We start from the raw sequence: 13,811 nt of genomic DNA, 5'->3' as shown, positions 1-13,811 counted from the left end.
CCTGCCACGAGGGGCCGGCAGAGGTCAATAGACGACCGGCAACGCAACGAGCCCGCGAAGGGCTCCACCGGTGCGCCAAGTCAGGGTGTCCTCTGCCACTCCGAGTCGCAACTCGGGCAACCTCCCCCTCAACGCCGAGAGGGCCACTTGTAGTTCCAGCCGGGCCAACTGCGCGCCCAGGCAGTGATGGATGCCATGTCCGAAGCCAATATGCGGATTCGGTGACCGGGACACGTCGAACCCGTGCGGGTCACGAAAAACTCTCGGATCCCGGTTCGCGGCCGACCTGTCGGCGTACACGGCCTCACCTTTGACAACCGTACCACCGGACAATTCCACGTCATCGACCGCCCATCGCGGAGTATTTACTGTGGCGGTCAACGGAACAAACCGCATCACTTCCTCGACCGCGGACGAGACCTGCGAAGTTGGCACCAACTGGCCGAGGTGCGTGAGCATCATGTAGACCGCGTTGCCGATCTGGTTGGCGGTCGTCTCGAACCCGGCCGCGAGCAGTCCCGCCGCCAGGAACAGCAACTCGTGCTCGGTCAGCTTGCCGTAGCCGTCCCGCGCCTCGACCAGCGCGCCGAGCAAGTCATTGGTCGGCCGCGCGCGGCGTTCCGTGACCAACCCGGCCATGTACGCCATCAGCGGTTCGGGGTTACTGCCGGTCAGGAAGGTCGATGCCCAGCCGGTGAACTCTGGCCGGTCGGTCACCGGGACACCGAGCAGCTCGCAGATCATGATCATCGGCAGCTGTGCCGCGAACTCCGAGACCAATTCACCCAAGACCATCTGGTCGATCAGGTCGTTCGCGATGACCACCGCACGTGTCCGCAGGCGCTCGACCCGGCGAGCGGTGAACGTGCCCGCGACCAGCTTGCGTAGCCGCGTGAGATCGGGTGGATCCATGTCGAGCATGCCCCTCGGTTGAACATGGGGCGTTACGCGGGGTTCATCACGACCGGCTCCGGCGGCGCGGCTGAAGCGGGTGTCGACCAGCACAGTCCGGACGTCCTCGTGCCGCGTGACCAGCCAGGCCTCTCCCCCATACGGCAGCCGGACGCGGCATAACGGCTCGTTCTCGCGGATGTGGTCGTAAATCGGGTCCAGTTCGAGACCCTGGCATCTGCCGAACGGGTACGACCGCACCTCTCGGTCAGTGGACACGCGCATTCCTCCAGCGTGACGGTCTGTAGCGGCGCCGGTAAAGCACGGCGTAACGAGCCGTAACGCGTTCTGGTCCGGGAACATCCGAGCTGTTACGTTCGATTGCGGTGAGTGCCCGGTGCGCGATGTGCCAGAACGCGCTGCCGGAGCAGGCAACGCGCGCGTACTGCTCCAACGCGTGCCGTCAGCGTGCCTACCGGCAGCGGATGGTGCAGGCCATGGCCAAACCCGCCGACCGGATCGTCAGCAACCTTCCCGCTGAACGGGACAGCTTCATCGGGCGTCAGCAGGAACTGATCACAGTGGACAGACTGCGCCGCAAGCACCGGTTGATCACGTTGACCGGCAGCGCGGGCGCGGGAAAGACGCGGCTGGCGGTCGCGGCCGCGAGCCGCGTCGACCGCACGGACACCGACCGTGTTCTGTTGGTGGAGCTGGGCTCGGTGACCGACGAGCACCTGATCGAGCAGACCGTGGCGACCGCGGCAGGTCTGGTCGAGCACAGCGACGAGTCGACCCTGGAGACGATCGTCTCGACGCTGCGGACCATGCGAGTCCTTGTGGTGCTGGACAATTGCGAACACGTGCTGGAATCGTGCGCGAAACTCGCGGATACGTTGTTGTCACGCTGCCCCAGCATGCGAATCCTGGCCACGAGCCGTGAAGCGCTGCGAATCACCGGTGAGGTAACCGTCCGGATCGACGGATTGGCGACAGGCCATGATGATTCGGTGAATGCGTTGCGGCGCACAGAATCCGTGCGCCTTTTCGTGGAACGCGCCAAGGAAATGGTGCCGGATTTCCGGTTGCCCGCGACCGAAACGCAGGCCGTCGCGGCATTGTGTTCCCGGCTTGACGGCATGCCGCTGGCGATCGAACTGGCCGCGAAATGGGTGCCGGTACTGCCGGTCAGCGAGATCTGCGCTCGGCTCGACAGCCGGTTCGACCTGCTTGTGCTGGGCGGACGGGCCCGGCCCAACCGGCAACGCAGTCTGTGGGAGGCGATCGACTGGAGCTATCAGTTGCTTGCTCCGAGCGAACAATGCGCGCTGCGGCGGTTGTCTATCTTCACCGGCGGGTTCGATCTGGACGCGGCCGCCGCGGTGTGCGCGACCGACACTGACGCGGCACTGACCATGATTTCCCGGCTACAGGCCAAATCCTTGCTCACGCCGATGGACAGCCAGCGGTTCCGGCTACTGGAGTCGATCCGTTTGTACGCCATGCGAAGGCTGACTGAGTCCAAAGAGGACAGAGTCGCACACGCGGCCTTGACCGCGTGGCTCACTGAACTGGTTTCGGCGTTCGTGACAAGGCCGATGACCGTTCCGCCTGCGATACACCGGAAAACCACCATCCAGATCGAGAGCTGGCGCGTCGCCCGCACGTGGACAAAGTCCACTATGGAGCATCTGACCGTGGCGATCGGGCTGGCCATAGCCGAAGCGAATCTCGGGTTCATCGCCGATGCCCGCAAGCTCCTGCGAGACGCGTTGCCATACGGCTCAGACAAATACCGTTGCACGGCAATGGATCGGCTTGCCTGGTTCGCCGGATTCCAAGGCGACTTCCCCGAGGCGCTTGCGCAGGCCGAGCAAAGCGTTGCCATCGCACGGAAACTCGGCGACCCAGCGATACCCACCAACTGCCTGACCACGCTCGGCTGTGTGCAACAGATGGCAGGCGAGCTCGATCTCGCGCTGGCGAACCGGATCGCGTGCGTGCAGATGGTTCGCGAGCTCGACGAACCACAGGCGACCGCGACCTGCCTCATTCACCTGGCCTGGTCGTATCTGCTGGACGGCGACAACGACCGGCCTCTCACGCTGGCCAGTGAAAGCCTTGCCATCAGCCGGGAATTCGGTTCACGGACCCGGACCGCCGAGGTGCTCAACGTGCTCGGCGCGATCTTGTTGCGACGCAATGAAATCGTCGCGGCGGAACAGGCCTTCAACGAAGTGCTCGCGACGAGTTCGAAATATCCGCACAACTTGCCTTACGCGACTGAAGGGCTCGCCGTGGCCGCCGTCATGCGGGGCGACCACGAGCGAGCCCTTCAGCTCTATGACCAAGCACAGTCCATGCGCTGGACTACCGGCGTCATCGGCGATCCGTACTGGCAGAAGATGGTCGCCTCAGCGCTGGATCAGGTGCCGTATACGTCGAACTCGAACAACGAATAGCCCCACGCCGTGGCCCTGGCAGTGCCGAAGACCCGGACATAGCGCGCATTCGCCGCGGTGAACGTGATGTCGTCCACGCCACCATCACTGGCGGTCTGAGTGTTCGCAGTGGACCACGTGCTGTTGTTCTCCGATGTCTCGATCCGGTACGCACGGCCATAAGCGGCCTCCCACTGCAACCGGACACGGGACACCGAGCGAACCTGGCCGAGGTCGACCGAGATCCACTGTGGATCCGAAAACTGCGAGGACCAGCGGGTGCCGGTGTTCCCGTCCACCGCGTTGGCCGGCCCGTAAGTCGCGTTCTCCGAAGAGGACGCTGTGGTCGGACGGCCACGCGACAGCAGCGTCGGCCCTGGCTCGTTGGTCGGGCCACAATCACCCGGAACCATTCCCGCTACCCAACGGATTCCGCCGAGCAACATGGTGCGGAAGTTAGCTTCGGTGTACGACTGCTGCGTGTGGCCTAGACCTGAATACCAAGAGCGACCGTTGCCAACGTTCTTGCACCAGACAATCGGGTGGTCGGCGCCCATGTTGCCGCCGCTGTAGGTGGATTCGTCCAGCCGCGCGAGAACCTTGGCGCCACTGCGCGGGTTCGTGCGGTAGTTGTACAGCTCGTCGGTACGGATCCAGGCCGCAGGCAGGTGCGCCGTGGATGGGTGGACACGATCGTCCACGCGCACGGTCACCTGCTGGATCTGCGGATGTGAGTGGAAGTACGCACCCACCAGGTCTCCGTACCAAGCCCAGCCGTATTCGGTGTCCGCTGCCGCGTGGACACCGACATAGCCACCGCCACCGGCGATGTACTGCTCGAACGCGGTCTGCTGAGTCGCGTTCAGCACGTCACCGGTCGTGTTGAGGAACACAACGACCTTGTACTGCGCGAGGTTCGCCGTGGTGAAGCGCGCGGCGTCCTCGGTCGCGTCGACGGTGAAGCTGTTGGCACTGCCCAGTTCCCGCAGTGCCTGGATTCCGGCCGGAATCGCGTCGTGCCGGAACCCGGCCGTCTTGGAGAAGACCATGATCCGGTATGGCGGGTCGGCCGCCTGGCTGACACCTGTCACAAGAGAAACCATAAGCGTCAGTGCAAGGGCTAACGCCGAACCGGCCCTGCGCAGTGTGCTACGCACCGTAAACCTCCATTTCCCACAAGGAGTAGCCCCACGCCGTGGCACGGGCGGTGCCGAAAACCCGGACATAGCGCGCGTTCGTCGCGGTGAAGCTGACGTCGTCGATCCCACCGTCACTGGCCGTGGTGCTGTACACCGGGTTCCAGTCGTTGGTGCCCGCTGTCGCGGAGGTCTCGATCCGGTAGGCGCGACCGAACGCGGCCTCCCAGTTCAGCCGGACCCTGGAGACCGATCGGGTCTGCCCGAGGTCGATGTAGATCCACTGCGGGTCGGCGAACAGCGACGACCAGCGTGAGGTCGCGCTGCCATCGGTGACGTTGCCCGGCCCATAGGTCGCACTCTCCGAAGAGGACGCGGTGGCAGGCCTGCCACCGGACAACAGAACCGGCTGCGGTGGCGCGGACCCGCCGAGCGTGAACTGGTCCACATCGAACAACGCACCGGCACCACCGGTGAACACCAGGAACAACTTCGTCGTCCCGGCAGGCGCGTTCGACAGGTTCGCGGTCACGTTGACGAAGGTCTCCCAGCCACCGGTGTTCGTCACGGTCGCCGTGCCGAGCAGGGGGCCGGTCTGCGAGTTCGCCCGCACCTGCAGCTGACCACCGGCACCGCCGGAGGACACCCGCGCGGTGAAGTTCGGAATCCCCTGCAGCACATAGGGATCGAACGACACCCAGTCACCGTTCTCGATATTGCCGATGGTCTTGCCACCGTTGGCCGCGGGCTTGTCGATGATGCCGACGCCCTGCATGGTCTTGAAGTGCTCGGCCTGGCGGGTCCGCGGCTGAGTCACCGCCTGGGTGTGCGTGGTGATCGGCGGCTGGCCGCCCGCACCGTTGTCGGTGTACTCCGCGTCCCAGACACCGAAGAGGTTCGCGGACGTGTCGTGCTCGCCGTCCAACGGCGTCGCAATGCTGCCGGTACAACCGTTTTGCGAAGTGATCGCGTGACCGTGGCTGTCGTGACCGAGGATGTAGGTCATCTTGACGCGGTTGCAGTCGATCGCGGTGCCGTCTTCAGGGTCGGTGACGCTGATGCGGAACGGAACGGTGTCACCGAAGTTGAACACCTGGCCGTGTGCTGGCAGCTCGACTGTCACTGTCGGCGCGGTGTTGCCGACGTTGATGATCACGCTCGCGTTGGCCGTCAGACTCTGGTTGTCCGTTACGGTGACTTGCGCCGTGTACGTCCCGTTCGCGGTGTAGGTGTGCGACGGGTTCGCGGCTGTTGACGTCGCGCCGTCACCGAATGTCCAGCGGTAGGTCAGCGGTCCACCGTCCGGATCGGACGACCCGGCCGACGAGAAGTTCACTGCCAGTGGTGCCGCGCCGGATGTCCGGTTGGCGCTGGCCGTGGCGACCGGTGGCCGTTGGCCCGATGGGCGGTACTCGATGCGGTAGACGGCCGAGTTCGCGTCACCCTGGAACCAGCCGGTGCCGTAGTCCAAAATGTACAGTGCGCCGTCCGGGCCGAACTGCGCGTCCATGATCTGCGTGCCGGACCACGGGAACGGTTGGATCGTGCCGCGGTTGCCGTTCGAGAGCACCTCGATGTCCTTGATCCAGCGGCGGCCGAACTCGGTGGCGAACACGTGTCCGTCCAACGACTGCGGGAACTTCACCGAGGACTGCAGGTTCGGGTCGAAGCGGTACACCGGGGCGCCCATCGGCGACTCGGAGCCGCCGCCGAACTCGGGCGGCGAACCGCTGTCACCGGCGTACTTGATCCACGCGGGCTTGGCGGCAGGAAGGTTCTTGATGCCGGTGTTGTTGCGTGAGTTGTTCACCGGGGCGCCACAGTTGTATTTCGCGCCCACGGCACCGGTGTCGTAGTTGTACTGCCCGTACGTCTCGGCGGCGGTGTTGCTGCCGGTGCAGTAGGGCCAGCCGTAGAAGCCAGGGCTGGTGACCCGGTTGAACTCGACCTGGCCGCTCGGGCCACGGTTGTTCGTGGTGCCCGCGTCAGGACCGTAGTCGCCGAGGTAGACGATGCCGGTCGCCTTGTCCACGTTCATCCGGAACGGGTTGCGGAAGCCCATGGCGTAGATCTCTGGCCGCGTGTTGGCGGTGCCCGGCGGGAACATGTTGCCGGTCGGGATCGAGTAGCTGCCGTCGGCATTGACCTTGATACGCAACAGTTTGCCGCGCAGGTCGTTCGAGTTCGCGGCGCTGCGCTGCGAGTCGACCGCCGGGTTGCGGCTCGGGCGGTCGTCCAGCGGGGCGTACCCGTCGACGAACGGGTTCGAGTCGTCACCGGTCGTCAGGTACAGGTTTCCGGCCGCGTCGAAGTCGATGTCACCGCCGACGTGGCAGCACAGGCCGCGACTGGTTGGCACTTCGAGAATGGTGCGCGCGCTGGCCATGTTGATGGTGTTGTCGCTGTTGAGCGTATAGCGCGCGAGCCGGTTGACGCCGTTGAACCGGGCGAAGTCGGCGGCTGTGCCGCCCAGCGGTGCGTCGCCGGCGGGCGTGGACAGCGGTGGTGCGAAGAAGATGTAGACGAACCGGTTGGTGGCAAAGCCCGGGTCGGCGGCGATGCCCTGCATGCCTTCTTCGTCGTGGCTGTAGACCGGGATAGTGCCGATGACCCTGGTGTTGCCTGCCGCGTCGGTGGCCCGGACCGTGCCATTTCTCGCGGTGTGCAGAACTGTGCGGTCGGGCAACACCGTCATGGACATCGGTTCGCCCATTTCCGGCTCACCCTTGGCCAGCGTGATCTGCTGGTAGTCCGCGGGATTGACCGGGGGCGCGGCCTGGCTGAGGTCAGCCATCGGCCCTACGGTAACGGTGGCTGCGACCAATAAACCGGCTGCGAACAGCCGTTTAGGGCGCGCGAAAGTATCAGAGTAACCGGATTTCACGGTTCTCCTTCCGAGATCGGCCCGTGCGGGCAGGGGGTGGGCACGGGCGGATCCGGCCAGCGCTGGCGGCGGGCGTGGTCCGGTATCCAAGTGAGGGAGCGCTCTCCCGGGCCTGAGTGTGACGTGGCCGTCAGCTCATGTCAACGCCAGGTTTCCGTTGTACACACAGGACTTTAAATAGTTCATATACTAAACGAATTGCGCCGGTGCGGTCCGGTTGGCATCAGCCGGTAGGCGGAATCGCCTGTTCAGAGCGTGGCCGGATGGCTACGCTCGGAAGTCATCCACTTTTTTGGGGGAGGAAACAGTGGATACCGCGCGGATTTCCAATGGTGCTCGGTTGCTCACCGCACCGAGCGGGGTCATGCCGTACTACCTCACGCTCGAACTCGCGTCCGTCGTGTTGCCGGTGATCTTGCCAGGCCGTGCCGTGACGGGTCAGGACTGGGTCTGGTTCGCGGCCGTGCTGGCCGCGGCCGTGACTCAAGCAGAACTGTCGGCGCAGGTAGAACGGATGCGCCGGTTCTTCACCAGCAACCCGCACGTGAATATGACGTCAGTCTGGCTCTTCGCCGGGGCGCTGCTGTTGCCGCTCAGCGTGGCGTGCGCGTTGGCTGTGCTGATGTACGCCCATCTATGGCTACGGATCTGGCGAGAAGTACCGGCCGTCCGGCTGTACCGAGTTGTTTGTTCCACTGCGACCGTTGTGTTGTCCGTCGTCGCCGCGCAGAGCATCTTGTTGCTGCCGCTGGGATTACTGACTGTCGTGCTCAGCGGCGCGGCCTTCATGCTAGTCAACCTTGTCCTCGTGGTGATCGGGTTCCGGTTGCACAACCCGTCTCGGAGCATTTTGTCGCTGACGGGTACATGGCCGGAGAACCTGCTCGAAGCCACGACCTTGTGCCTCGGCGGAGTCGCGGCGGTGCTGCTGATCGAGCACCCGGCCATGATCGGGCTGATCCTGCTGCCGGTCGTGATGCTGCCGCGCGGCGAACTCGGCACGAAGCTGCACCTGATGTCCGGTCACGACGCCAAGACCGGCGTGCTGACCGTTGGCGAGTGGCAGCGCCGCGCGAGCGCCGAACTCGCGCGGGCCGAGCAGCCATCCGGCGTGCTGATGATCGACGTGGATTTCTTCAAACGGATCAACGACACGTACGGCCATCTCGCCGGGGACGCCGTGCTGCGCGCGGTCGCGTCCACCATCTCCCGCGAGGTGCGCAAGTACGACCTCGTCGGCCGGTTCGGCGGCGAGGAGTTCGTCGTGCTGCTGCCCACGACGTCCCACAGTCACGCGCTGAGCATCGCCGAACGGATCCGGCAAGCCGTGACCCGGTTGGAAGTCACGCATTCCGGCGCGGTCATGCGGGGCGTCTCGGTGTCGGTTGGCGTCGCCATGCACGCTTCAGGCGGTGTGCTCGACGACGTGCTCGCCGCCGCCGACCACGCCATGTACCGGGCCAAGAAGCACGGTCGCAACCAGGTCCACGCCGCGGTCAGAGAACCAGACGGTCCGGATCCCAGCCGAGCGTGGGTGGCAACGCTCCCTCCATGATCAGCAGCCACTGCTTGACCTCGAGGCCGTCGCGTCCCGTTCCCCCGCTGTAGCCACCGAGGCCGTCGCTGGCGACGACCCGGTGGCAGGGAACCACGATCGGAACGGGATTCGCCCCCATGATCGACCCGATCCCGCGCGCGGGCACCCGGTCGCCGCTTCGGACCGCGAGTTCGCCGTACGTGACCGAGTCCCCGAACTCCACAGTGGAGTACAAGGTCTCCAGCACGTCGCGTTGCACGCCCGAAGTCAGCCGCCAGTCGATCTCGATGTCGAACTGCCTGCGCTCACCGCGGAAGTACTCAGCCAGCTTGTCCAGCACCGGCTTCGTTCTCGCGGGGTCGTCGACGGCGGGCAGGGCGACCCGGGTCCCGACCCAGCTCACGTCGACCAGCCCGACGTCGGTCACGGCCACGTGCAGCCGCCCCACCGGAGTCTCCAGCGAGCCAACGGCTACGTCAGCAGTCATACAGGTCCTTTCCTATCCGCGTGGCACCAGACAGAACGCATGTCCCTCCGGGTCCTGCAGCACGGTCCAGTCATCGCCGCCCGGCTGGAACTCGGGTTTGGTCGCACCGAGGTGTTCGAGTTCCTTGATGGCCACGGCCACATCGTCCACTTCGAAGTCGAGGTGGACATGCTTGCCCGCGTCTGGCCACCCGCCTGCCTGGTAGCCGGGTACGAACTGGAAGGCCAGCCCGACCGGCCCGCCGCCGAGCGCGGCGAAGTCGTCCGTGCCGGACGTCAGCTCCCACCCGGTGACGGCTTGGTAGAACTTGGCCAGTGCCAACGGCGCGGCACTGTCGATCACGACGGTCGTCAACGTGTTGTTCATGGCGGAAAGTCTCGGCCGCGCGCCTGGCCAGGTCTTGAAGATTCTTGCAGCAGTAGACGCAAGGCACCTGGCGTCCGGCCGACCTGTGCCTTGACCACACGCGACAGATGCGCCTGATCGGCGAATCCCAAATCGGCCGCGAGCCCAGCGAGGTCCCGCTCCCCCTCAGCGATCCGGTCGAGCGCCTTGGACACCCTGACCCGATTGCGGTACTGCGTCACGGAAACCCCGAGCTCACGTGGAAACGCCCGGCTCAGCCGATACGGCGACACCCCGAGTTCGCAGGCAAGCGGAAGCAGCCCACCCGGATCCTCGGCCAGAATCGCTTCCCGGGCGGCCGCGACCAAAGCGCGGTCCCCGGGTGGCGGCTGCGCTCTCCCCGCAGCCATCAGCAATCCCAGAAACTCCTCGGCCACCGCGTAGTCAACGTCCCCACTGCGTAGAGCCGCCAACAGCCGCCGATGCGCCACATCCACCCTGGCATCGACGTACAAGGCAGGCCCAGCCGCGCCCCGCCAAAGCTCCGGAGCCACCGCCACAGATGTACAGACATCCCCGCCCGCCGGATGCGCGAACCGTTCCTCTGCCCCAGGAACAGTCACGTACCCGACCGTCGGGTCGACATGGACCTCTCGGCCACGCGAGGACCAGCGGAAGCGGCCACGCCGGGCCAGCACGAAGCCGAAGCCTGCCCTCGGCTCCGGCTTCGACCACCCGGTGTGGTCGTCGACGCAGGTCACGACGTCGATCCCGAACCCGGGCCGCCGTGCCAGCGATGTGGTCGTCCGCATAGAAAGAACGCTAGACCGGGGGTCCGACAATTTTTGTCGGTGGCCACTGGCGCGGGCTGCCCAAGCTCGCCGGGCTTTACCGATAGGCAGCCTTATTGTCGGTGGCCGCTGGCATGCTGCGCCGCCATGGACACAACTCAGTTCTGGCAGCTCATCGCCAACGCCCGCGACCAGGCCGGACCAGACGCCGACCACGACGAGATCGCCGCCACGGCAAGCGACCTACTGGCTGCCCGACCACCGGCCGACATCGTGGCCGCCGAGCAGGTCTTCTGGGACTTGATGTCGAAGTCGTACGGCAGTCCGCTGTGGGCGGCCGCGTACATGATCAACGGCGGCTGCTCAGACGACGGCTTCGACTACTTCCGCGGGTGGCTGATCCTGCAAGGCCAGGACGCGTTCGATCGCGCTGTCGCCGACCCGGACTCACTTGCCGATCTGCCCGTCGTCCGTGAAGCCGCCGAGCATGGCATGGAGCTCGAAGGCGAAGGCGCGCTTTCCATCGCCTCCAGCGCCTATCAGCAGGCCGCTGGCGAGGAGATCTCCAGCGACTACACGATCAACTACTCGGACACGGACGATTCATGGGACTTCGACTTCGACGACACCGAGGAACTCAAGCGCAGGCTACCCAAGCTCGCCGAGCTTTACCGATAGGCAGCGTGTAGTGACTATGTAGCGCCGTGTGAATTGATCAGGCATGTGCCACCGCCATATTCGCCGATGACTTCGGGAGCGTTCCCGCGCTTTTCTTCGTGCAATTCCGGCGACGTCGAACCCGATTCATCGAGCTGGTGCCGGGTGTCCTCCGTGCCGGGCGGACACCTGGTACCAGCGGAAATATGGCCGGTTCAGCACAGAAAGACCACTTGTCACTCGTGGTAATCTCCGATTGCCGCGGTGCTCAGCAAGCATGTGACAACGCGGTTCGCGCCGGGGAGGGGTTTCCCGTCGACCGAGGCGATGGGAAACAGGCAACGTCTGGGGGTTGCATGGACGATCGAGCCAGGCTGTTCGCGGAAGAACTGCGGCGAATTCGCCTTGCCGCCGGGGTGTCGCTGTCAGAACTCGCCAAGCGCGTCCACTACAGCAAGGGCTACCTCAGCAAGATCGAGACGGGCGTCAAGCCAGCCGGGACCGACCTGGCCCGCCGCTGCGACGCGGCCCTCGACGCTGGCGGCGAACTGGTGGCGCTGGTGGAGCACCGCGGCCCAGCATCGGCCGACGCCGATGGCTGGCAGGAGTCGTGGGCCGGTGACGGCTGGATGCTGAACCTCGAATCCAACGGCTCGAGCTGGTTCAATCCGGTCACCGGCCGTGACACTGTGGACTCCGGCACGGCGTTGCTGGCGTTCGGTCTCACCGAGCGACACGCATCGGCCGCCGCGCAGCAGGAAACGACGATCGCCGGCTACCAGAAGATCTTCGAACAGCACCGCTTGATCGGCCAGACCACGAGCCCCGCGCTGGTCCTGCCCGCCCTCATCGCCCAGACCCACACGCTGCGCGGGCTGGCGAAGGCCACGCGGTCCCCCATGCGCGTGCAGTTCCTCCAGCTGGCCTCGCGGTACGCGGAATACGTCGGCTGGATGACCCAGGAAGCGGGCAACGACCGGGCCACCCTGTGGTGGACGCAGTCCGCTGTGGAAATGGCCAACGCCGCTGGAGACCTCGATCTCGCGGCGCACAGCCTGGTCCGCAACGCCCTGATCGCGCTGTACCGGGACGACGCCAAACAGACCGTGGAGCTGTCCCGCCAAGCCCAGGCTGACCCCAAAACCCCTGTGCGCATCCGTGGCCTCGCCGCGCTGCGTGAAGCCCAAGGGCACGCGTTGGCTGGCGACGACAGGCTTTGCCGTAACACGCTGGACCGCGCGAAGCAGCTGCTGGAGACCGTGGTCAGCTCGGCGGACGGCATGGTCCTCGGCACGACCGTGGTGTCCAACATGGCGCCGATGGTGACCGGCTGGTGCATGTACGACCTCGGGCGCCCGGCCGAAGCCGCTGAGATCCTCGCCGACGAGATCGCCAGGCTGCCAGTCTCGTCGCGACGCGCGCACGCCCGGTTCGGCGCCAGGCTCGCCCTCTCCCATGCCGCGGCCGGCGATATCGACCACGCCTGCTCGCTGACCCACAACGTCCTCGACAGTGCCGAGTTGGTCGACTCGGCCACTGTCCGGTTCGATTTGCGCCGGATCGGTCGCACGCTCGCCCGCTGGCCATCGCATTCGTCGGTTCGTGACCTGCAGCCACGGTTGACCACCGCGCTGCACGCACCGGCATTCTGAAGAAAGCAGTAGGTGGACGGGTGGCGGACGAGGCCATATTCCAACGGCAGTTCAACGAGCTGTGCCGCAACATCGACGATTTCATCCGTGGCAAGTCGGAGGTCGTCCGGTACGCCGTGGTGTGCCTGCTCGCGCAAGGCCATTTGCTGATCGAGGACGTGCCAGGGGTCGCCAAGACATCCCTGGCCAAAGCAATCGCTCGGTCAGTCGCGGCGACGACGGTCAAGCGCATCCAGTTCACCCCCGACCTGCTGCCTTCCGACGTCACCGGCGTGCAGGTGTTCGACCAAGCGAGTGCCCGCTTCGAGTTCCGCCAGGGCCCGGTGTTCACCAACATCCTTGTCGCCGACGAGATCAACCGCGCCTCGCCGAAGACCCAGTCGGCGCTGCTCGAAGTGATGGCCGAACGCCAGGTCACTGTGGACGGACGAGCCCGGCCGGTCCCCGAGCCGTTCCTGTGCATCGCCACCCAGAACCCGATCGAGCACCACGGCACGTTCTCGTTGCCGGAGGCCCAACTCGACCGGTTCATGATGCGGATCTCTATCGGCTACCCGGAAAACGTGGACGACGAGATGGCGATCATCGCCGACGGCGTGGCCAGGCGCGTGCCGGAGGAACTCAAGTCCGTGATGGAACTCGACGACCTGCGGCTGATGATCAACGCGGTGCAGGAGCTGCACCTGTCGGACGAACTACAGCGCTACATCGCCACCATCACCAGGGCGACTCGCAACCACCCGGACGTCAAACTCGGCGTGAGCCCGCGCGGCAGCATCGCGCTCGCCGCGGCGGCCCAGGCGTACGCGATCTCGATGGGACGTCCATTCGCGACAGCCGACGATGTGAAAGCCGTCGCGGTCCCCGTGCTGAACCACCGGCTCCTGCTGACCCCGGAAGCCAAGATCCAGAAGCAGACGGGCGAGGCGATCGTCGAGGACATCCTCGCGAGCGCGCCGGTTCCCCGTGCGTCGAAACGTAGGTGAGTCA

11 protein-coding genes are annotated in these 13,811 nt (G+C 65.6%); 5 read left to right on the top strand and 6 right to left on the bottom strand.

Annotated features, from left to right (window positions below; all coding sequences use genetic code 11):
* Window positions 1–24 precede the first annotated feature (24 nt).
* Window positions 25–1,170 carry a cytochrome P450 gene (locus LWC34_RS11625; protein ID WP_233725062.1) on the bottom strand — a complete coding sequence of 382 codons (1,146 nt, stop codon included), beginning with the start codon at window positions 1,168–1,170 and terminating at the stop codon, window positions 25–27.
* Between the two features lie 107 nt (window positions 1,171–1,277).
* Between LWC34_RS11625 and LWC34_RS11620 the strand changes: the two genes are divergently transcribed.
* Window positions 1,278–3,353 (top strand): ATP-binding protein, encoded by a 2,076-nt coding sequence (locus LWC34_RS11620; protein ID WP_233725061.1) that lies wholly within the window; start codon window positions 1,278–1,280, stop codon window positions 3,351–3,353.
* Here LWC34_RS11620 and LWC34_RS57985 read toward each other — a convergent pair.
* Window positions 3,317–4,423 (bottom strand): ThuA domain-containing protein, encoded by a 1,107-nt coding sequence (locus LWC34_RS57985; RefSeq protein WP_308200014.1) that lies wholly within the window; start codon window positions 4,421–4,423, stop codon window positions 3,317–3,319. The two genes, LWC34_RS11620 and LWC34_RS57985, sit on opposite strands and share 37 nt — an antisense overlap.
* Before the next feature lie 58 nt (window positions 4,424–4,481).
* Window positions 4,482–7,262, bottom strand: a complete 2,781-nt coding sequence (locus LWC34_RS11605) for a carbohydrate-binding protein (RefSeq protein WP_233725060.1) — start codon at window positions 7,260–7,262, stop codon at window positions 4,482–4,484.
* Between the two features lie 397 nt (window positions 7,263–7,659).
* Between LWC34_RS11605 and LWC34_RS11600 the strand changes: the two genes are divergently transcribed.
* The gene (locus LWC34_RS11600) at window positions 7,660–8,907 is read left to right on the top strand and encodes a GGDEF domain-containing protein (RefSeq protein ID WP_233725059.1); all 1,248 of its coding nucleotides are present in this window, start codon (window positions 7,660–7,662) and stop codon (window positions 8,905–8,907) included.
* Here the strand turns inward: LWC34_RS11600 and LWC34_RS11595 are convergent.
* The 3 genes from LWC34_RS11595 to LWC34_RS11585 are packed head-to-tail and all read right to left on the bottom strand — an operon-like array spanning window position 8,849 to window position 10,533.
* Window positions 8,849–9,376 carry a methylated-DNA--[protein]-cysteine S-methyltransferase gene (locus LWC34_RS11595; protein ID WP_233725058.1) on the bottom strand — a complete coding sequence of 176 codons (528 nt, stop codon included), beginning with the start codon at window positions 9,374–9,376 and terminating at the stop codon, window positions 8,849–8,851. The genes LWC34_RS11600 and LWC34_RS11595 overlap by 59 nt on opposite strands.
* A gap of 12 nt (window positions 9,377–9,388) precedes the next feature.
* Complete coding sequence (locus LWC34_RS11590; RefSeq protein ID WP_233725057.1) at window positions 9,389–9,742, bottom strand: VOC family protein; 354 nt, start codon at window positions 9,740–9,742, stop codon at window positions 9,389–9,391.
* Window positions 9,739–10,533: a helix-turn-helix domain-containing protein gene (locus tag LWC34_RS11585; protein WP_233725056.1), complete on the bottom strand. Its 795-nt coding sequence runs from the start codon at window positions 10,531–10,533 to the stop codon at window positions 9,739–9,741. Before LWC34_RS11585 ends, LWC34_RS11590 begins: the two co-directional genes overlap by 4 nt.
* A 126-nt stretch (window positions 10,534–10,659) precedes the next feature.
* Between LWC34_RS11585 and LWC34_RS11580 the strand changes: the two genes are divergently transcribed.
* From LWC34_RS11580 to LWC34_RS11570, 3 genes are all read left to right on the top strand, one after another.
* The gene (locus LWC34_RS11580; RefSeq protein WP_233725055.1) at window positions 10,660–11,190 is read left to right on the top strand and encodes a DUF4240 domain-containing protein; all 531 of its coding nucleotides are present in this window, start codon (window positions 10,660–10,662) and stop codon (window positions 11,188–11,190) included.
* Between the two features lie 335 nt (window positions 11,191–11,525).
* Window positions 11,526–12,821 (top strand): helix-turn-helix domain-containing protein, encoded by a 1,296-nt coding sequence (locus LWC34_RS11575; RefSeq protein WP_233725054.1) that lies wholly within the window; start codon window positions 11,526–11,528, stop codon window positions 12,819–12,821.
* 20 nt (window positions 12,822–12,841) lie between these two features.
* Complete coding sequence (locus LWC34_RS11570; RefSeq protein ID WP_233725053.1) at window positions 12,842–13,807, top strand: AAA family ATPase; 966 nt, start codon at window positions 12,842–12,844, stop codon at window positions 13,805–13,807.
* The last annotated feature ends 4 nt before the right edge of the window (window positions 13,808–13,811 follow it).

The organism is Kibdelosporangium philippinense, from assembly GCF_021390435.2.
In the GTDB taxonomy this organism is placed as follows: domain Bacteria; phylum Actinomycetota; class Actinomycetes; order Mycobacteriales; family Pseudonocardiaceae; genus Kibdelosporangium; species Kibdelosporangium philippinense.
This window is presented reverse-complemented; position numbering and strand designations above follow the sequence as displayed.